The sequence below is a fragment of the Nonomuraea sp. NPDC049684 genome (assembly GCF_044465345.1).
Lineage (GTDB): Bacteria > Actinomycetota > Actinomycetes > Streptosporangiales > Streptosporangiaceae > Nonomuraea.
On the sequence record NZ_JBITLO010000006.1, the window covers coordinates 368333 to 387196 of the forward strand.

Annotated in this window: 16 protein-coding genes; 8 read left to right on the forward strand and 8 right to left on the reverse strand. The window is 72.9% G+C overall.

Going from position 1 to position 18864, the window contains the following annotated elements:
• Window positions 1-59: 59 nt before the first annotated feature.
• Both ACIBST_RS22080 and menD read left to right on the forward strand, forming a co-directional pair.
• Complete coding sequence (locus ACIBST_RS22080) at window positions 60-953, forward strand: o-succinylbenzoate synthase (protein WP_397174258.1); 894 nt, start codon at window positions 60-62, stop codon at window positions 951-953.
• Complete coding sequence (gene menD / locus ACIBST_RS22085; protein ID WP_397174072.1) at window positions 950-2611, forward strand: 2-succinyl-5-enolpyruvyl-6-hydroxy-3-cyclohexene-1-carboxylic-acid synthase; 1662 nt, start codon at window positions 950-952, stop codon at window positions 2609-2611. Before ACIBST_RS22080 ends, menD begins: the two co-directional genes overlap by 4 nt.
• Here menD and ACIBST_RS22090 read toward each other — a convergent pair.
• Complete coding sequence (locus ACIBST_RS22090) at window positions 2601-3494, reverse strand: 5'-3' exonuclease H3TH domain-containing protein (RefSeq protein WP_387675590.1); 894 nt, start codon at window positions 3492-3494, stop codon at window positions 2601-2603. The genes menD and ACIBST_RS22090 overlap by 11 nt on opposite strands.
• A 10-nt stretch (window positions 3495-3504) precedes the next feature.
• Complete coding sequence (locus ACIBST_RS22095) at window positions 3505-4749, reverse strand: PP2C family protein-serine/threonine phosphatase (protein WP_397174074.1); 1245 nt, start codon at window positions 4747-4749, stop codon at window positions 3505-3507.
• A 176-nt stretch (window positions 4750-4925) separates the two neighbouring features.
• Here ACIBST_RS22095 and ACIBST_RS22100 point away from each other — a divergent pair, with 176 nt between their 5' ends.
• From ACIBST_RS22100 to ACIBST_RS22120, 5 genes are all read left to right on the forward strand, one after another.
• Window positions 4926-6041 carry a M24 family metallopeptidase gene (locus ACIBST_RS22100; RefSeq protein WP_397174076.1) on the forward strand — a complete coding sequence of 372 codons (1116 nt, stop codon included), beginning with the start codon at window positions 4926-4928 and terminating at the stop codon, window positions 6039-6041.
• A 4-nt stretch (window positions 6042-6045) separates the two neighbouring features.
• Entirely contained in the window at window positions 6046-6810 is a 765-nt protein-coding gene (locus tag ACIBST_RS22105) for a protein phosphatase 2C domain-containing protein (RefSeq protein ID WP_397174078.1), read from the forward strand.
• A gap of 291 nt (window positions 6811-7101) precedes the next feature.
• The gene (locus tag ACIBST_RS22110; protein WP_397174080.1) at window positions 7102-7968 is read left to right on the forward strand and encodes a terpene synthase family protein; all 867 of its coding nucleotides are present in this window, start codon (window positions 7102-7104) and stop codon (window positions 7966-7968) included.
• A gap of 248 nt (window positions 7969-8216) precedes the next feature.
• The gene (locus tag ACIBST_RS22115) at window positions 8217-8810 is read left to right on the forward strand and encodes an ATP/GTP-binding protein (RefSeq protein WP_352326803.1); all 594 of its coding nucleotides are present in this window, start codon (window positions 8217-8219) and stop codon (window positions 8808-8810) included.
• A 23-nt stretch (window positions 8811-8833) separates the two neighbouring features.
• A complete protein-coding gene (locus ACIBST_RS22120) occupies window positions 8834-9319 on the forward strand; it encodes an Lrp/AsnC family transcriptional regulator (protein WP_352350809.1) in 486 nt (161 codons plus the stop codon).
• Window positions 9320-9531: 212 nt separating this feature from the next.
• Here the strand turns inward: ACIBST_RS22120 and ACIBST_RS22125 are convergent, their stop codons facing one another.
• Genes ACIBST_RS22125 through ACIBST_RS22150 form a run of 6 tightly spaced genes read right to left on the reverse strand, consistent with a single transcriptional unit; the run spans window position 9532 to window position 16172 of the window.
• Window positions 9532-10506, reverse strand: coding sequence for an N-acetylglucosamine kinase (locus ACIBST_RS22125; RefSeq protein ID WP_397174082.1), 975 nt, complete (start codon window positions 10504-10506; stop codon window positions 9532-9534).
• On the reverse strand, window positions 10506-11765 hold the full coding sequence (locus ACIBST_RS22130; RefSeq protein WP_397174083.1) for a 6-phospho-beta-glucosidase: 1260 nt from the start codon (window positions 11763-11765) through the stop codon (window positions 10506-10508). Before ACIBST_RS22130 ends, ACIBST_RS22125 begins: the two co-directional genes overlap by 1 nt.
• Window positions 11762-12652, reverse strand: a complete 891-nt coding sequence (locus ACIBST_RS22135) for a carbohydrate ABC transporter permease (protein WP_352350803.1) — start codon at window positions 12650-12652, stop codon at window positions 11762-11764. Before ACIBST_RS22135 ends, ACIBST_RS22130 begins: the two co-directional genes overlap by 4 nt.
• Complete coding sequence (locus ACIBST_RS22140; RefSeq protein WP_397174085.1) at window positions 12649-13590, reverse strand: carbohydrate ABC transporter permease; 942 nt, start codon at window positions 13588-13590, stop codon at window positions 12649-12651. Before ACIBST_RS22140 ends, ACIBST_RS22135 begins: the two co-directional genes overlap by 4 nt.
• A 6-nt stretch (window positions 13591-13596) precedes the next feature.
• Complete coding sequence (locus ACIBST_RS22145) at window positions 13597-14928, reverse strand: ABC transporter substrate-binding protein (protein WP_397174086.1); 1332 nt, start codon at window positions 14926-14928, stop codon at window positions 13597-13599.
• A gap of 47 nt (window positions 14929-14975) precedes the next feature.
• A complete protein-coding gene (locus ACIBST_RS22150; RefSeq protein WP_397174087.1) occupies window positions 14976-16172 on the reverse strand; it encodes an ROK family protein in 1197 nt (398 codons plus the stop codon).
• Window positions 16173-16513: 341 nt separating this feature from the next.
• On the opposite strand from ACIBST_RS22150, the gene ACIBST_RS22155 reads away from it, so the two are divergent.
• Window positions 16514-18679 (forward strand): HelD family protein, encoded by a 2166-nt coding sequence (locus ACIBST_RS22155; RefSeq protein WP_397174088.1) that lies wholly within the window; start codon window positions 16514-16516, stop codon window positions 18677-18679.
• Window positions 18680-18864: the final 185 nt, after the last annotated feature.

An 18864-nucleotide genomic window follows, 5' to 3' on the forward strand; every position in this document is an offset into this window, starting at 1 on the left:
GTCGGACACAGGTGCAGGGTAGGGTCGTGACGCGTTCTCCCGTGGTCTTCCGGATTCCGATGCGGACGCGGTTTCGCGGGCAGACCGTCAGGGAGGGCGTGCTGCTGCACGGCCCGGCGGGCTGGGGCGAGTTCTCCCCGTTCCCCGAGTACGGTCCGCGCGAGTGCGCCCGCTGGCTGGCGTGCGCCCGTGAGGCCGCCTTCGACGGCTGGCCCGAGCCGGTGCGCGACCGCGTCCCGGTCAACGCCACCGTCCCGGCGGTCGACGCCGAGCAGGCCCACGAGCTGGTGCGGGGGTCCGGCTGCGGCACGGCGAAGGTCAAGGTGGCCGAGCGCGGCCAGACGTTCGCCGACGACCTGGCGCGGGTGGAGGCGGTGCGCGACGCCCTGGGGCCGTCCGGGCGGCTGAGGGTCGACGTCAACGGCGCCTGGGAGGTCGGCGAGGCCGTCACCCGGCTCAAGCAGCTCGACCGGTTCGGCCTGGAGTACGCCGAGCAGCCGTGCGCGACCCTGGAGGAGCTGGCGGCGGTGCGCAAGGCGGTCGACGTGCCGATCGCGGCCGACGAGTCGATCCGGCGCGCCGAGGACCCGCTGAAGGTGAGGGCGGCCGAGGCGGCCGACATCGCGGTGGTCAAGGTGCAGCCGCTGGGCGGGGTGCGCGCCGCGCTGCGGGTGGTGGAGGCGTGCGGGCTGCCCGCCGTGGTCTCCAGCGCCGTGGAGACGTCGGTGGGGCTGGCCGCGGGGGTCGCGCTGGCGGCGGCGCTGCCGTCGCTGCCGTACGCGTGCGGGCTGGGCACGATGTCGCTGCTGGCGGGCGACGTGGTGGAGGACTCGCTGGTGCCCGTGGACGGATGGCTCCCGGTGCGCCGCCCCTCGGTGAATTTTCAGCATTTGTCGGAATTTGAGATTGAATCTCCCCAGTGGCTCGGCCGGATGCAGGAGGCGTCACTTTGAACCCCGCAACCGCGCTGGCCACCGTGCTCGTCGACGAGCTGGTGCGCTGTGGCCTGACCGACGTGGTGCTCGCCCCCGGCTCCCGCTCGGCCCCCCTCGCCCTGGCGCTGCACGCCGAGTCGCGGGTGCGCCTGCACGTGCGCATCGACGAGCGCTCGGCCTCCTTCCTCGCGCTCGGCCTGGCCAAGCGCTCCGAGCGGCCGGTGGCGCTGATCTGCTCCTCCGGCACGGCCGCGGCCAACTTCCATCCGGCCGTGATCGAGGCCGACGAGTCGGGCGTGCCGCTGCTCGTCCTGACCGCCGACCGTCCGCCCGAGCTGCGCGGCACCGGCGCCAACCAGACCATCGACCAGATCAAGCTGTACGGCACCGCCGTCCGCTGGTTCGCCGAGGTCGGCGTGCCGGAAGACCGTCCCGGCATGGTCGCCTACTGGCGCTCGCTGGCCTGCCGCGCCTACCAGCGGGCCGCCGGGGCGGCCAACCCCGGCCCCGTCCACCTCAACCTGGCCTTCCGGGAGCCGCTCATCCCCGACGGCGACACGAGCTGGTCCGAGCCGCTCGACGGCGGCGCGAACGGCCCCTGGGTGCGGGCCCGCGTCGCGCCCCCGCCCATCGCCCTGCACATCCCGCCCACCAGGCGCGGCGTGCTGGTCGTCGGCGACGGCGCGGCCAACGTCCGGCGTTACGTGGCCGCCGCCGGCATGGCCGGCTGGCCGGTGCTGTCGGAGCCCAACGGCGGCGCCCGCTACGGCGACCACTCCATCTCCAGCTACCACTACCTGCTCGGCACACCCGAGTTCGCCGACTCCCACCGCCCCGACGTGGTCGTCACGCTGGGCCGCCCCGGCTTGTCACGGCCGCTGCTGTCGTGGCTGAAGCGGACGGACGAGCACATCGTGGTCGCCCCCGACCTCGACCGCTGGCCCGACCCGACCCGGTCGGCCACCCAGGTCGCGCAGGCCGTGGAGATCCCGGTGGCCTCCGGCGACGACAGCTGGCTGCACGCCTGGCGGCAGGCCGACGCGGCCGTCCGGTCGGCCCTCGACGCGGTCCTGGACGTCTCCGGCACCTCCGAGCCGCGCCTGGCCCGCGACCTGGCCGACGCGCTGCCCAACGGCGCGCTGCTGTTCTGCGGCTCCTCGATGCCGATCAGGGACCTCGACCAGTTCATGCGGCCGCGGCGCGGCATCAGGCTCATGGCCAGCCGCGGCGCCTCGGGCATCGACGGGCTGGTGTCCACGGCCATGGGGGCCGCGCTGGCGCACAACGGGCCCTCGTACGCGCTGCTCGGCGACCTGTCGTTCCTGCACGACCAGAACGGGCTGATCCTCGGCCCCCGCGAGCCCAGGCCGGACCTGTGCATGGTGGTGGTCAACAACGACGGCGGCGGCATCTTCTCGCTGCTGCCGCAGGCGGCGGTGCGCGAACCGTTCGAGCGCGTCTTCGGCACGCCGCACGGCGTGGACCTGGCCTACGCCGCCGCCGCGAGCGGGACGCCGTACACGCTGCTCGGGGACGTCAGCGAGCTGTCCAAGGCGATGCGCGGCGAGGGGCCGCGGGTGGTGGAGGTGCGCACCGACCGCGAGGAGAACGCCGCCGTGCACGGCCGCCTGCGCGAGGCGGCCCAGGACGCCGTGCGCGAGTTCCTCAGCTCCTGAGCGCCTCCAGCAGGCGGTTGAGCGGGCTGTCCAGGCCGTAGCGGTCGGCCAGGGCCACCAGGGCCTCCGGGTCGCGCGGCTTGTCCGGCAGCGTCAGGTCGGCGGCGGGCAGCGGCGCGTCGGAGGCCACCTCGACCACGGCGGGCGCGGCGTCGAGGTAGTCGCGGGCGGCGGCCAGGCGGTTGCGGCTGCCGGCCGGGAAGCCCTCGGTGACGCCGGAGTCGAGCGCCTCCAGCAGCGCGGCGAGCGAGCCGAACCGGGTGATCAGGGCCGCCGCCGTCTTCTCGCCGACGCCGGGCACGCCGGGCAGGCCGTCGCTGGGGTCGCCGCGCAGGGTGGCGAAGTCGGCGTAGGCGCGGCCGGGGACGCCGTACTTGGCGGTGACGAACGCCTCGTCGACGAACTGCAGGTTGCGGATGCCGCGCGCGGTGTACAGGACGCGGACCGGGCGGGAGTCGTCGACGAGCTGGAACAGGTCGCGGTCGCCGGTGACGATCTCGACGGCGCCGCGCGCCTGGTGGGTGAGGGTGCCGATCACGTCGTCGGCCTCGTAGCCGGGCGACTCGGGACGGGCGATGCCCACGGCGTCGAGGACCTGGTTGATCACGGCGATCTGCGGCACCAGCGCCTCGGGCACCTCCTCGACGTCGCCGTGGGCCACCCGGTGCGCCTTGTAGGTCGGGATCGCCGCCACCCTGAAGGCGGGCCGCCAGTCGGCGTCCATGGTGGCGGCCAGCGCCGCCGGGGAGTGCTGACGGACCAGCGTGGCGATCATGTCGATGAGCCCGCGCACCGCGTTGACCGGGGAGCCGTCGGGCGCCTTGACCGACTCGGGCACGCCGTAGAAGGCGCGGAAGTAGAGGGACGGTGTGTCCAGAAGCATGAGCACCCGTCTATGGTCGCACTCCCGCCGCCCTCCCGTCCGGCTCCGGGACGGCGACGGCCAGCAGGCACGCGTCGTCCTCGGGGTTGGGGCCGCCGATGCCGGCCAGGAGGCGGTCGAGCCCGGCCTCGAGGTCGTGGGCGGACAGGCCCGCGGCGGCCGCCAGCACCAGTTCCAGGCCGACGTCGATGTCGCGGGTGCGCCGCTCGACCAGCCCGTCGGTGAACATCAGCAGCAGGTCGCCGGGGCGCAGCCGGGTGCGGGCCAGCTCGTAGGGCCGCCCGGAGACTGCGCCGAGCAGCACGCCCAGCGGCCTGTCCAGCAGGGACGCCCGGCCCTCGCGCACCAGGATCGGGGCGAGGTTGCCCGCCTGCCCCCAGGTGAACAGCAGCGCGCCGGGGTCGAGGTGGCCGATGACGGCCGTGGCGGTGGTGTCCTTCAGCTGGTGCAGGACGAGGTCGTTGAGCCACGACAGCAGGCGGTCGGCGGGCCCGCCGGTCATGGCGAGGCCGACGAGGGCGTGGCGCAGGTGGGCCATGTGGGCGATGGCGGGCAGCCCGTGGCCCGACACGTCGCCGATGGCCAGCAGCAGGCGGCCGTCGGGCGTGGTGGCGGCCTCGAACCAGTCGCCGCCCAGGCTCGCGGTCTTCTCGGCCGGCACGTAGCGGACGGCGATCCTGGCCCCCGGCAGATCGAGGCAGCCGGTGGGCGCGGGCAGGATGGCCTCGCGCAGCGCCAGCATCACGTGGCGCTCCTCGGCCGCCTGCTCGCGGGCCTCCAGGAGCTGGCGGCGCGACTCCGACATCATGCGCTCGGCCCTGCGGCGGCCGGTGATGTCCTGGATGACGCCGTGCATGCCGACCGGGCCGCCGGGTGACATCAGCGGTTCGAGCACGACGCGCAGGTCGCGCAGCTCGCCCGTGCCGCGCCTGACGCGGAACTCGGCGTGCACGGGCTCGACGCCCTCCACCACGTGCCACAGCAGCCGGTCGAGCGCGTCGAGGTCGGCCGGCTCGACCATGGCGGCCAGGTCGGGAAGGGACAGCGGCCCCTCCTCACGGTCTCTTCCGAAGATCGCGTAGACCTGGTCGGACCAGATGGCGGCCCCGGTGCGCAGGTTCCATTCGGCCCAGCCCATGTTGCCCAGCCGCTCGGCGTGGGCCAGCCGGACGGCCAGCAGCTCCGCCCCCGCCGTGCGCGCCCGCCCGTGCGGGGCCTCCCTGACCAGCTCTGCCGCGCCTGCGAAGTCGACCATGGCCTCACTCTCAAAGTGCAGTGGAACTGGACAATTGGTCCCACACTACGTGATCAATGTGGAACGGAGTGTAGTCATGGGCTCTCATGTTGTGAGAAGTTTTCGCGGATTTTAGCCCTCGGCGGACAAGCGGCCTGCTGGAGTGGGGGCGCCGGGCGTCCGAGTAGATTTGGCTCGTGACGTCCTCAGACCTGTATCCCGTGTCCCGTCTTGCCGCCGCGCAGGAGGCCGCCGCCAAGGCCGGCCTCGACGCCCTGCTGCTCACCCCCGGGCCCGACCTGCGCTATGTCAGCGGCTACGACGCCAAGCCGCTGGAGCGGCTGACCTGCCTCGTGGTGCCCGCCTCGGGGGAGGCGTACATGATGGTGCCCCGCCTTGAGCTGCCGGCCGCGCAGGCCTCGCCCGCCTCCCGGCTCGGGCTGGAGTTCGTGGCCTGGGACGAGACCGACGACCCCTACGCCATCGCCGCCGCCCGGCTGGGCCGGGTGGCCAAGGTGGGGCTGGCCGACCGCATGTGGGCCATGTCGTCGCTGCGCTTCCGCGACGTGCTGCCGGAGGCCGAGCAGGTGCTGGCCGGCACGGTGCTGCGCGACCTGCGCATGCGCAAGTCGCCGGCCGAGGTGGCGGCCCTGCGCGAGGCCGGCGAGGCCATCGACGCGGTCCACCGGCAGGTGCCCGAGCTGCTGCGCGCCGGTCGCACCGAGCGCGAGGTGGGCCGCGACATCGCCGAGGCGATCCTGGCCGCCGGCCACGCCACGGTCGACTTCGTCATCGTCGCCTCCGGGCCCAACGGCGCCAGCCCCCACCACGACGTGTCCGACCGGGTGATCCAGGCCGGCGAGCCGGTCGTCGTCGACATCGGCGGCCAGCTCCACAACGGCTACTGCTCCGACTCCACCCGCACCTACTGCGTGGGCGAGCCGCCCGCCGAGTTCGCCGCCTACTACGAGGTGCTGCGCCGCGCCCAGGAAGCCGCCTGCGCCGCGGTGCGGCCGGGCGTGTCGTGCGAGTCGATCGACGCGGCGGCCCGCGAGGTCATCGCCGAGGCCGGCTACGGCGACTACTTCATCCACCGCACCGGCCACGGCATCGGCATCGAGACGCACGAGGAGCCCTACATCGTCGCGGGCAACGACGAGCCGATGGAGGCCGGGTTCGCCTTCTCCGTCGAGCCCGGCATCTACCTGCCCGGCCGCCACGGCGCCCGCATCGAGGACATCGTGGTCTGCACCGAGACCGGCGGCGAGCGGCTGAACAACACGCCGCGCGAGCTGGTGACCGTCCAGCCGTAACGGCATGTTCACCGAGGTCAGGTACGCCACCCGGCCCGGGTCGGCGCGGCCCAACGAGGACCTGGCGGTGGCCGGGCCCTCGTGGGCGGTCGTGCTCGACGGGGCAACGGCGGCGGCCGGGGCCGGCGGCGGCTGCGCCCACGGCGTCGCCTGGCTGGTCGGGCGGCTCGGCGGGGCGCTGGCCGCCGGGCTGGCCGCCGGCGGGCGCTCGCCGCTGGCCGACATCCTGGCCGAGGCCATCTCCGTCACCATGGGCGCCCATGCTGGCACGTGCGACCTGGTCGACCCCGACTCGCCGTCCACGACCGTGGCCATGATGCGCCTCGGCGGGGGAGCGGTGGAGTACCTCGTGCTGGGGGACTCCCCGGTGGTGCTCGCGCGGGCCGACGGCGGGGCCGAGGTCATCGGCGACGACCGGGTGGAGCGGCTGCCGGGCGGGCGGCCGTACTCGCCGGAGCTGGTGCGGCGCATGCGCAACGCCGAGGGCGGGTTCTGGGTGGCCTCCACCCGGCCCGAGGCCGCCGGTCAGGCGGTCAGCGGGGTCGTGGAGGCGTCCGGGCTGCTGGGGGCCGGGCTGTTCACCGACGGGGTGACCCGGCTGGTGGAGTGGTACGGGTGGAGCTGGGAGTCGGTGCTGGCCGAGCTGTCCGCCGGGGGGCCGGGGGCGGTGATCTCGGCCGTACGGGGGCTGGAGGCCGAACGCGGGGCGGTCCGCGGCAAGCCCCACGACGACGCCACCGCCCTCTGGGCCGCCTTCCCTCCCTCCTGACTTCGCCCCGCTTCGCCCGGCGCCCCGGCCCTCTGGGCCGCCTTGCCTCCGTCCCGACTTCGCCCCGCTCTCACCCGGCGCCGCCCCGGCTCTCTGGGCTGCCTTCCCTGTCCCTTGACTTCCCCCCGCTCCCACCCGGCGCCGCTCCCATGTGATGCCGCCTTCCGCGTTGCCGGGGGATGGGTTGATGGGGTGTATGTGATCATGAAAGAATTCTTCGGCAGGTGCATTCGTCCGGCCGGGGGTTGGGGGGCGTCGCCATGAGCTGTGTACCGTGCGGGTGGCCCTAGGGTGCCCGGCGAGGAGCTGGAGGAGGCGTACCGGCTCGGCCGCACCTGCGCCCTGGCCGCCGAGTGCGGCAGGGACCTGCGGCGCTGCGCCCAGCTGTACGACGGCCTGTTCCCCGGCGCCGCCTTCGACGCCGAGTTCTACCAGGCCCTGACGCTCGGCACGGCCTTCAGCGCCCCCTGGGCGGGCGCGGGCGGGCTGAAGGCGGTCAACCGCAGCGCCCTGTGGGTGCTGGCCGTCGGCCGTCTGGTCGACCACACCGCCACCACCCGCGAGCAGGTCGACCGGCTGACGCGCGAGTGCGTCGAGGTCGCCGGCGGCGCGGTGCCGCGGTCGCCGGTCACCCGCTTCCTGGCCGACCTGCGTGACGAGCTGGCCACCGTCGAGGGGTTCGGCCTCGCGCGGCGGCTCTGGCACGACCAGCTCGCCCGGACGCTGGCCGGGATGGCCAGGGCCTGGGTGTGGCGGGACACCAGGGCCGTGCCCACGCTGGAGCGCTACCTCGACAACGCCGACAGCCGCGGCTCCTGCTTCGTGGACCTGTCCCACTGGATCTACACCGGCGACGGCTGGACCAGGGGCCACCTGGACGAGCTGCGGACGGTCAGCCGCCAGGTGCAGCGATACCTGCACCTGCTCGGCGACGTCGCCTCCTACCGCAGGGACCTGAGCTGGGGCGACCTGAACGTCCTGGGGCTCGGGGTCACCGGCGGCGAGGTCACCACGGCGATGGCCGCCCTGGCCGGCGAGGCGACCGGCCTGATCGAGGCGCTGCGCGGTTGCAGCCCGCGGACGGCCGCCTACCTGGGCCGACGGATCGGCTTCAACGCCGGCTTCACCGGCATTTCGGACCTGGGCCCCGCGACCTAACGATCTCGTCGAATAAGCTGACAAGTCTCTTGACCGCCCGTCGCCCGCCAGGCGATTTATGGGACTAGCGACGATAAATCGTGACATTTGGTTCGTTGTGAAAGTTTATGTCTTGAGTGGAAAATGTGGCGTTGCTAGGGTGACTCGATGCCAGGCACGTCGAACGGCCTTCACCACGCGCCTTGACAGATATCACTGACCATGCGCGAAGGCCGCGACGTGCGCGGGACCTGTACGGGCGGTGCTGGATGGAATTCGGTCGCGTCGACCGTTGGCGGCTGCCGACCGCGATCAAGATCTTGATCGCCGGCGGTTTCGGCGCGGGCAAGACCACCATGGTGGGCGCCGTCTCCGAGACCCGCCCGCTGCGCACGGAAGAGGCGCTCACCCACGTCGGCACGCACGTCGACGACCTGTCGGGCGTCGAGCGCAAGCTCACCACCACCGTCGCGATGGACTTCGGCCGCATCACCATCCGCGACGACTACATGCTCTACCTGTTCGGCACCCCGGGGCAGGAACGCTTCTGGTTCGTCTGGGACGAGCTGGCCATGGGCGCGCTCGGGGCCGTGGTGCTGGCCGACACCCGCCGCCTGGCCGACTGCTTCCCGGCCGTCGACTACTTCGAGAAGCGCGAGCAGCCGTTCATCATCGCGCTCAACTGCTTCGAGGGCACCCGCCCGTTCACCGTCGGCGAGGTGCGCTCGGCCATCGGGCTGGAACCGGACGTGCCCATCGTGCTGTGCGACGCCCGCCGGCGCGACTCCGGCCGCCAGGTGCTCATCACCCTGGTCGAGCACGCGATGAACCGAGGGGTCGCTCCCGTCGGGACCATGTCGTGACCATCACCGGCTACCTTTGACCGATGGAGGAGATCGACCGCCGGATCGTCACGCTGCTCGCCCACGACGGCCGCATGAGTTTCACCGACCTGGCCAGGGAGACCGGCCTCTCCGTCTCCGCGGTCCACCAGCGCGTACGCCGCCTGGAGAAGCGCGGCGTCGTCCGCGGCTACGCCGCCGTCATCGACCACGACGCGATCGGGCTGCCGCTGACCGCGTTCGTGTCGATCAAGCCGATCGACCCCGCCGCGCCCGACGACGCCCCCGAGCGGCTGGCCCATCTGAGCGCCATCGAGGCCTGCCACAGCGTCGCCGGGGACGAGAGCTACATCCTCAAGGTCCGCGTGGCCTCGCCGGTGGCGCTGGAGGACCTGCTGCAGCAGATCCGCGCCTCGGCCAACGTCTCCACCCGCACCACCGTGGTCCTGAGCACGCCCTACGAGCACCGCGCCCCCGTCGTCGCCCCCGACGTCACCCCCGCCGAGCCCGACCAGAACGCCTCCGCCTGAAGCCGCCGAGCCTGACCGGAACGCCTTCCCGCGAAGACCGCCGAGCCCGACCGGAACGCCTTCCCCCGAAGACCGCCGAGCCCGGCCGGTGCCCCTTCTGCCGGAACGCCCGCCGGGCCCGACCGTGAAACGCCTTCCCCTGAACGCCCAGCCGGGCGCCGTCCCCGCAGGACCGGCGCCCGGGGGCGTACCCGATGAGCGGGACGGGCCCGTCAGCGGGTGACCGGGAGCGCGAAGTGCGAGCGCAGCCGGGCCAGCGCGGCCTCCGGAGCACCCAGGTGCTCCAGCCCCAGCAGCGCCGCCCCCGCCACCGGCGGCAGGTCGGCCACCACGAGCTCGGCCTGCGGCGCCCTGGCCGCGAACGCCGCCTCCAGCAGCGGCGTCAGCAGCGGGTCACGGGCCGTCAGCATGCCGCCGCCGAGCACCACCTCGACCGGCGTCCCCAGCAGGCCGAGCCGCCGCAGGCAGACCTCGGCCATCACGGTCACCTCCTCGGCCTGCCGCTGGACCAGCGACCGGGCGACCGCGTCCCCGGCCGCCGCGACGGCCAGCACGCCGGGGGCCAGCTCGTGCAGCCGCCCTTCGTCCACGCGCCCGAAGTGCAGGTCGAGCACCAGCTCCTCGACGGTGGCCGTGCCGAAGTGGGCCGTGACCAGCTCCGCCAGGGCCGTCGGCGCGCCGCGGCCGTCCTCGGCGCGCACGGCGTGCCACAGCGCCTCCTCGGCCACGCCCTGGCCGCCGCCCCAGTCGCCGCTGATCCGGCCGAGCGAGGGGAAGCGGGCGACCTGCCCGCCGGGGGAGACGCCGACCGCGTTGATGCCCGCGCCGCACACCACCGCGACCCCCCACGGGGCCGACGTACCGGCCCGCAGCAGGGCGAAGGTGTCGTTGCGCACGACCACGTCGCCGAACCCGCGGGCGGCGAACTCGGCGGCCAGCGCCTCCTCCTCCACCGGGAAGTCGGCCCCGGCCAGGCAGGCCGACACGTGGCCGAACGCCTGGGCCGGCAGGCCGGTGCGGGCCGCCGCCTCGGCCACCACGTCCACGGCCGTAGCCACGCCGGCGCTCTGCGGCTCGAAGGGGCCCGCCCGGCCGGTCGCGACCACCTCGCCGTCGTCCGCGACCACCGCGACGTCCGTCTTGCTGTTGCCGCCGTCGACGGCCAGGAGCAGCCGGGGGCCCGCCACTAGCCCACCGTCCAGGGCAGGTGCTCGCGGTTGGCCGCCAGCAGCAGGCCGGTCAGCTCCTCGGCGACGTCGTCCTGGCCGATCAGCGGGTGCGCCAGCAGGGCGTCGCGCACGCGGTCCGCGCCGCCCCGGCGGGCGGCCTCCAGGGCCAGGGCCTCGTACGCCGACACGTGCGCGATCAGCCCCGCGTACAGCGGCTCGACGGGCGGCACCGGCAGCGGCGCGGCGCCGGCGGCGGTGATGGCCGCGGGCACCTCGATGACGGCGTCGTCGTCCAGGAAGGGCAGGGTGCCCTGGTTGCGCACGTTGACGACCTGGGCGTCGCCCCGGTCTCCGAGCAGCGAGGCGATCAGCGCCACCGCCGACTCGGAGTAGAACGCGCCGCCCCGCCGGTCCAGCAGCTCCGGCTTGGTCACCACCGACGGGTCGCCGTACAGCTCCAGCAGCCGGGTCTCCATCTCGGCCACCTCGGCCGCCCGCGACGGCTTGGCGCGCTGCTCGCGCACCACCGCGTCGTGGGCGTAGAAGTAGCGCAGGTAGTACGACGGGATGACGCCGAGCCGCCGGATCAGCTCCACCCGCAGCCCGAGGGCCTCGGCGATCTCCTCACCGGCCCGGTCGATGATCTCGGGCAGCACGTCCCGGCCGTCGAGGTGGACCGAACGCTCCCAGCTCAGGTGGTTCAGCCCGACGTGACCCAGCGAGATCCGGCCGGGGTCGACGCCCAGACCCGCGGCGAAGCGGCGCTGGAAGCCGATCGCGACGTTGCACAGCCCGATGGCCCGGTGGCCGGCGTCGAGCAGCGCCCTGGTGACGATGCCGACCGGGTTGGTGAAGTCGATGATCCAGGCGTCCGGGGCCTCCCGGCGTACGATCTCGGCCAGCTCCAGCACGACGGGGACCGTGCGCAGCGCCTTGGCCAGGCCGCCCGCGCCGGTCGTCTCCTGGCCCACGCAGCCGCACTCCAGCGGCAGCGTCTCGTCGACGTTCCTGGCCGCCTGCCCGCCCACCCGGAGCTGGAACAGCACGACCTCGGCCCCCGCGACCCCCTCGGCCACCGAGGAGGTGGCCAGCACGCGCGCCGGATGCCCGGCGTGCGCCAGCATGCGCCGCGACATCCCCGACACCAGCTCAAGACGGGACGGATCCGGATCTATGAGGGCGATCTCTGTCACGGGCAGCTCGTCGCGCAGCCGCGCGAACCCGTCGATCAGCTCCGGCGTGTACGTCGAGCCGCCCCCGACCACGGCGAGTTTCAACCCTTCACTCCTGTCAAGGTCACGCCCTCGATGAAGACTTTCTGGGCGAGGAAGAACACGATGATCACCGGGGCGGTCACCAGCAGGGTGGCGGCCATGGTGAGGTTCCACTGGACGCTGTGGAACGCCTTGAACGTGGCCAGGCCCAGCGAGAGCGTCCAGCCCTCCTGCTCGACGCCGGCGTACAGCAGCGGCCCGTAGTAGTCGTTCCAGCAGTAGAAGAACTGGAACAGGGCGACGGCGGCGACCGCCGGACGGGCCATCGGCAGGATCACCCGCACCAGCGTCCTGAAGTCCGAGCAGCCGTCCACCTTCGCCGCGTCGATGTACTCGCGCGGAATCGTGATCAGGAACTGGCGGAGCAGGAAGATCGAGAACGCGTCGCCGAACAGCATCGGCAGGATCAGCGGCCACAGGCTGTCGGTCAGCCCCAGCCGGGCCCACACCAGGTAGATCGGCACCGCGATGACCTGCGGCGGCAGCATCATGGCGGTGATCACCAGCAGGAACGCCGCCCGGCGTCCCCGGAAGCGGAAGCGGGCCAGCGCGTAGGCCACCGGGATCGAGGAGGCCAGCGTGAAGACCGTGCCGAGGCCGGCGTACAGCAGCGTGTTGATCCCCCAGCGCAGCAGCTTCGACTTCTCGAACACCACCACGAAGTTGTCGAAGTTCCACGTGCGCGGCCACAGGTCGCCGGTCAGCGCCTGCTCGTCGGTCATCAGCGCGGTCAGCGTCAGGAACACCACCGGCGCCAGGAACATCAGGGCCAGCACGATCGCCGTCGCGTGCGTGGCGATCCACATCAGCGTGCGCCGCCGCCGCGCCCTGACCCCCTGCCGCCGCGCGGGCGCCGCGGGCGGGGCCGGGGCGGTCATGGTCGCGCTCATATCGCCTCCTCGGCCCGGCGGAACTGCCGCAGCAGGATCAACGTGAAGATCATCGACGTGGCGAACAGCAGCAGCGCCAGCACGCACGCGTAGCCCATCGTCCAGTCGCGGAAACCCGACTGGAAGAGCCACTGAGGCAGTGTCAGCAGCGACTCGTCCGGGTAGCCGGGGGTGAAGGTGGAGCCGGGGGAGTCGGTCGAGCCCGAGGCCACCCGGGAGGCGATCATCGCCTGGGTGAAGTACTGCAGGGCGTAGATGACGTTGGTGACCAGGGCGAACATCAGCACCGGCGCGATCGTCGGCAGCGTCACGCTGCGGAACTGCCGCCAGGCCCCGGCGCCGTCGATGGCGGCGGCCTCGTACAGGTGGCGGGGGACGTCCAGCAGCGCCGCCATGAAGATCACGGCGAGCTGGCCGCAGCTCCACAGCGACAGCAGCGTCAGGCTCGGCTTGGACCAGGCCGGGTCGCCGAACCAGTCGGGCCCGTGGATGCCGAACAGGGCCAGGAACTTGTTCCACGGCCCGGTGGCCGGGTTCATCAGGAAGACGAAGGTGATCGTCCCGGCCGCCAGCGGGACCAGCGACGGCAGATAGAAGATCGTCCGCAGCACGCCGACGCCGGCCTTGAGGCGGACCACGAGCTGCGCCAGGGCCAGGGAGAACAGCACCGTGGCCGGCACCATGATCGCCACCAGCCACAGCGTGTTCTTGGCCGACATCGCCACCCGCGGGTCGTGCAGCAGGTAGGCGTAGTTGTCCAGCCCGATGAACTCCGGCGTGCTGGTCATGTCGTAGCGGTAGAAGGAGAAGTACACCGTGGACAGCAGCGGATAGACGAAGAAGACCGACACGCCGACGATCCACGGCGACAGCCACAGCAGGGCGCGCAGGCCCTCGCCGCGCCGCCTGGGCGGCGCGGCGTGGGGGGAGGAGGCCATCGCCGATCAGCCCCCGGACAGCTTCAGCTTGTCGTCGATCTGCTTGTCCACGCCCTTGAGCCCGGCGTCGAGGTCGGTGACCGCGCCCTTCTCCCACTTGACGACGAAGGTCGCCAGCGCCTCCTGGTTGAACACGCTGTTGACGCTCGGCGGCAGCGTCGAGGTCTTGGGGTGGGAGAAGACGTCGAGGAAGGTGGCGAAGTTCGCGTCCTTGGCCAGGTCGGGCGATTCCATCGCCGCCTTGGTCGTGGGGACGTTGCGCAGGGCGTTGGAGAGCGTCACCAGCGAGCTGGTGTCGGTGGTCAGGTACTTGACCAGCTCCCAGGCCTGCTGCGGGTTCTTGGCGCCCTTGGGGACGCCGATGACGGTGCCGGCGGTGAAGCCGCTGCCGTACAGGTCGGGCTTGTCGTCGGCGACCGGCAGGGGAGCGGTGGCGTAGTCGAGCTTCTTGGCGTCGTTGGCGATCATGGCGTTGCGCCACTCGCCGTCCAGGACCATCGCGATCTTGCCCTTGTAGAACGGGTGGTCGGCGCTCCACTCGTCGCCCAGGCTCTTGCGGAACTTCTCCAGCTTGTCGTAGCCGTACCAGTCGATGAGGTCCTTCTGCCAGCGCAGCAGGGCCTTCCACGCCGGGTCGGTGCCGATGGCCGAGGTGCCGTCGGAGTTGTACCAGGTGGCGCCGACCATGGGGGCCAGGTGGCTGGGGCTGTTCTCGTAGTACTGCGTGCTGGGGACGAACCCGGCCACCTTGATGTCGCCGTTCGCGTCCCGCACGGTCAGCTTCTTGGTCAGCTCGGCCAGCTCGGTCAGCGTCCTGGGCGGCTGGTTGCCCTTCATCAGGGCCTTGTTGTAGTAGAGGCCGTAGGCGTCGGCCAGCAGCGGCAGCGTGCACTGCCGGCCGCCGAAGCCGGTGTAGGAACGTGCCACCTCGGGCAGCACCGACAGGTCGATGCCGTCCTGCTTGATGACCGGGGTGAGGTCCTGGAACGATCCCGACCTGCACCATTGGGCGACGTTGTCCGTCGTGAACGAGGCCGCCACGTCCGGCGCGTTGCCGCCCCGGATGGCCTGCGTGATCTGGTCGTCCTGGACGCCCTTGGTGGCCTTGACGGTGATCTGCGGGAACTTGGCGTGGAACCCGGCGATGGCCTCCTCGAACGCCTTGACCTCGGCGTCGGTGGAGAATCCGTGCCAGAGCTGGATCGTGGCCGCCGGGAGGGCCGCGGAGGCCGAGCCCGAGGGCCTTGGCTGGGAGCCGAGCGAGGGCCCGGCCTCCCTGCCGGCGGTGCAGGCGGCGAGCGCGAGGATCGCGACAGCCGCCAGGGGGACGAAGCGCACGGGGGGTGCCTCCTACCGCTGGGGGATCATGAAAGGGAAAAAATGGCTCACGAAGGGACGGTCGAGCTGAAGACCTCGTCGCGCACGGTGTCCAGAGCCAGGTCGAGCGCGCCCGCCAGCACCGGGTTGCCCTCCACGTGCGACAGCCGCACGACGGGGCGGGGGATGGTGAGCGCGTGCAGCTCGTGCTCGACCAGCTCGCGCAGCGGCTCGCCGCCCGACAGCACGACGCCGCCGGTCAGCACGATCAGGCCGGGGTCGATGACGGAGGTGATGGCCGCCAGGCCCACCGCCAGCCGGGCGGCGATGTCGCGCAGCCCCGCCTTGGCGTCGTCGGCCTTCTGCCCCGAGCCCTCCGACACGCGTACCGCCTTGGCGATGGCCTGGCGGAAGTCGGTGCCGTGCACGCCGTAGGAGCGCAGCAGCCGCAGCACGGCCGGGCCGCCGGTGAGCGCCTGGTAGCCGTGGTTGGCGTAGCGGCCGGCCTCGCGGGCCGTCGGCGCGCCCGGGGTCGGCATGTAACCCACCTCGCCCGCGCCGCCGGTCGCGCCCCTGTGCATGCGCCCGCCGAGCACGATGGCCGAGCCGATGCCCTCGTCGGCCCACAGCAGCACGAAGTCGGAGTGCCCGCGCGCCGCGCCGTGCGCCTGCTCGGCCAGCGCGACGAGGTTGACGTTGTTCTCCACGTCCACGGCCGTGCCGAGACCCGCGCTGAGGGTGGGCACGAGGTCGTCGATCTGCCAGCCGGGCACGTCCTTGGCGGCGGCGTAGCCGAGCCGGCCGGTGGCCGGGTCGATCGCCGCCTGCACGCCGATGACGACCCGGCGCAGCTTGTCCGGCGGGTTCGCGCCGGCCAGCGCCGCGCCCAGCCGGTCGACCAGCTCGCCGCCCGGCCGCCGCGCCGTCGGCAGCGTGTACGAGCCCACGACCGTGCCGGTGATGTCGGCGACGCGGGCCTCGATGCGGTCGGGGGTGACGTCGAGGGCGCCCACGTAGGCCGCCGCCGGGTTGATCCGGTAGACCTCGGCGGTACGGCCCGGCAGGCCCTCTCTGATGCCGTCCAGGACCACCAGCCCGGCGTCCTGAAGGCGCGACAGGAGCTGGGAGGCGGTGGGCTTGGACAGGCCCGTCAGGGCGCCCAGCTCCGGACGGGTCAGCGACCCGCGCTCGAGGAGCGCCCGCAGGGCCGCGCGGTCGTTGATCGCACGCAGCAGACTGGGCGTTCCCGGAACCGGACCGCTCATCAGGAGGACCCCTTCGACGAAGTTAGGAAACTTTCCTAACTCGTGAACATAGGGAGTTCTCCCATGCTGGTCAAGAGGGCGAAACCAAGCCGTGACCCGGAAGGGGGAAGGGAAGATGGGAGTGCCTCGACAGGCGTGCTAATGTCATCGTTTGTCGCAACAACAAGCAGAATGGCCCGGAGTGTCCCATTAACCACAATAATGGTCAGGCGGCAACTCGTCAAACGGAGCTCGCCAAGGAGCAGTCCTACGTCACCGGTCTGTACGACCGCCTCGACGAGCTGCGCGAGCGCACCCAGCGCCGGCTCAAGGAGGTGCTGGCCACGGGCGCCGTCGGCACGATGCAGAACAGATCCGAGCGCGACTCCTTCGCCGACATGTACGCCGGGCGGCTGGCCCGGCTGTGGGCGGTGGAGCGCGGCCTGGTTTTCGGCCGGCTCGACCACGTCGAGGAGGGCCGGCTCTACATCGGCAAGCTCGGCCTCACCGACGACGAGCAACGCCGCCTGCTCATCGACTGGCGCGCGCCCGTCGCGCAGCCGTTCTACCGCGCCACCCCCGCCGCGCCCATGGGCGTGACCAGGCGCCGCCACCTGCAGACCAGGGAGCGCAGCGTCGTCGGCGTCGACGACGACCTGCTCGACCTCGACGCGCTCACCGACGACGACCGCGCCACCCTCAACGGCGAGGCCGCGCTGCTGGCCGCCCTCGACGAGCGCCGCACCGGCCGCATGCGCGACATCGTCGCCACCATCCAGGCCGAGCAGGACCGCGTCATCCGCAGCGACCTCAACGGCGTCCTGGTCGTGCAGGGCGGTCCCGGCACGGGCAAGACCGTGGTGGCCCTGCACCGGGCCGCCTACCTGCTCTACACCCACAGGGAGCGCCTGGAGCGCCGCGGCGTGCTCATCCTCGGCCCCAACCTCACCTTCCTGCGCTACATCGAGCAGGTCCTGCCCTCGCTCGGCGAGACCGACGTGCTGCTGTCCACCGTGGGCGAGCTGTACCCGGGCGTGACCGCGACCCGGCGCGACCGCCCGGAGGTGGCCGCGGTCAAGGGCGACGCGCGGATGGCCCAGGTGATCGAGCGCGCGGTGCGCGAGCGGCAGAAGGTGCCGCGCAAGCCCGTCGAGCTGCCGTTGGGGCGGCTGACGCTCACCGTCGACCGCGCCATGCTGGACGCGGCCAAGAACAAGGCCGTGCGCTCGCGCCGCCCGCACAACCAGGCGCGCGCGGTGTTCGTCAGGTCGCTGCTGAACGCGCTGGCCCGGCAGCAGGCCCGCAAGATCGGCAAGGGGCTCATCGACGACGACGAGCTGGCCGACCTGCGCGAGGAACTGCGGACCGAGCCGGTGGTCAAGGCGGCGCTGAACCGGCTGTGGCCGTACCTGACGCCCCAGCGGCTGCTCCTGGGCCTGTACGGGTCGCCCGAGCGGCTCGACGCGGCGGGGGGCGTCCTGAGCCCCGCGGAGAGGGCGCTGCTGCGCCGCGACTCGGCCGAGTGGACCGACGCCGACGTGCCGCTGCTGGACGAGGCCGCCGAACTGCTGGGCGACATCGACGAGCACGTGCTGCGCGCCTCGGCGATGCAGGCCGAGGAGGAGCTGGCCGCGGCCCGCCAGGCCGAGGAGCACCAGCGCGAGGCCGAGCTGGCCTACGCGCGCGAGGTGCTGGAGCTGACCGGGCTGTCCGACGTCATGGAGGCCGAGCGGCTGGCCGATCGCCAGCGCGGCGACGGCCCCTACCTCACCACGGCCGAACGCGCCGCCGCCGACCGCACCTGGGCCTACGGGCACGTGATCGTGGACGAGGCGCAGGAGCTGTCGCCGATGGCCTGGCGGGCGGTCATGCGGCGCTGCCCGACCCGGTCGATGACGATCGTCGGCGACATCGCCCAGACCGGCTCGGCGGCGGGGGCGCGCTCGTGGGCGCAGGTGCTGGACCCGTACGTGGCCGGGCGCTGGCGTCAGGAGCGCCTGACGGTCAACTACCGCACGCCCGTGGAGCTCATGGAGGTGGCCGCGCGGGTGCTGGCCACCATCGACCCGGCCCTGGAGGCGCCGACGTCCGTGCGCGAGCTCGGCGCGCGGCCCTGGTCGGCGCCGCTGGCCGCGCTGCCCGAGCTGGCCGGGTCCGAGGTCCGGGAGGGCGGCAAGGTCGCCGTGGTGGTGCCCGACGCGCTGCTGGACACGCTCGGCGCGCGGCTGGTCGCGGCCGTGGAGGGCGCCGCGGTGGTCACGCCCGGCGCCGGACGGGCCGCCGGGGCCGCCGCCCTGGACGCGCCCCTCGCGGTGATGGGCGTGGCCGACGCCAAGGGCCTGGAGTTCGACTCGGTGATCGTGGCCGAGCCGGACCTCATCGCCGCCCAGTCGCCACGCGGGCCGAGCGACCTGTATGTTGCTCTGACGCGTGCCACGCAACGGCTGGGCGTCGTCCACGAAGGGCCGTTGTCGCAGGCGCTGTCGGGCCTGCCGGGCAGGTCCCCGACGTCGGCAAATGGGGTTTGACCCGCTTTACGACGGCAGGCCGAACATGTCCCACCTGCGGAAACTTGATGTTCCCGCTGATCGGGACACGGTTGACATCTGAGGTGGAGTCGGTAGTTTGCTGCGCAGTCCAGCACGGGACTTGGCCGGTTGGCCGTCTCTGACATCGCCGGATCCTGCGTCCGTGACGGAGTGTGACTTCGTCC

Coding starts and splice junctions, on each gene's coding strand:
- ACIBST_RS22080 (WP_397174258.1), top strand. CDS start 60: ATGCGGACGCGGTTTCGCGGGCAGACCGTCAGGGAGGGCGTGCTGCTG.
- ACIBST_RS22090 (WP_387675590.1), bottom strand. CDS start 3,494: ATGCTTCTGGACACACCGTCCCTCTACTTCCGCGCCTTCTACGGCGTG.
- ACIBST_RS22095 (WP_397174074.1), bottom strand. CDS start 4,749: ATGGTCGACTTCGCAGGCGCGGCAGAGCTGGTCAGGGAGGCCCCGCAC.
- ACIBST_RS22105 (WP_397174078.1), top strand. CDS start 6,046: ATGTTCACCGAGGTCAGGTACGCCACCCGGCCCGGGTCGGCGCGGCCC.
- ACIBST_RS22115 (WP_352326803.1), top strand. CDS start 8,217: ATGGAATTCGGTCGCGTCGACCGTTGGCGGCTGCCGACCGCGATCAAG.
- ACIBST_RS22120 (WP_352350809.1), top strand. CDS start 8,834: ATGGAGGAGATCGACCGCCGGATCGTCACGCTGCTCGCCCACGACGGC.
- ACIBST_RS22135 (WP_352350803.1), bottom strand. CDS start 12,652: ATGAGCGCGACCATGACCGCCCCGGCCCCGCCCGCGGCGCCCGCGCGG.
- ACIBST_RS22140 (WP_397174085.1), bottom strand. CDS start 13,590: ATGGCCTCCTCCCCCCACGCCGCGCCGCCCAGGCGGCGCGGCGAGGGC.
- ACIBST_RS22150 (WP_397174087.1), bottom strand. CDS start 16,172: ATGAGCGGTCCGGTTCCGGGAACGCCCAGTCTGCTGCGTGCGATCAAC.
- ACIBST_RS22155 (WP_397174088.1), top strand. CDS start 16,514: ATGCAGAACAGATCCGAGCGCGACTCCTTCGCCGACATGTACGCCGGG.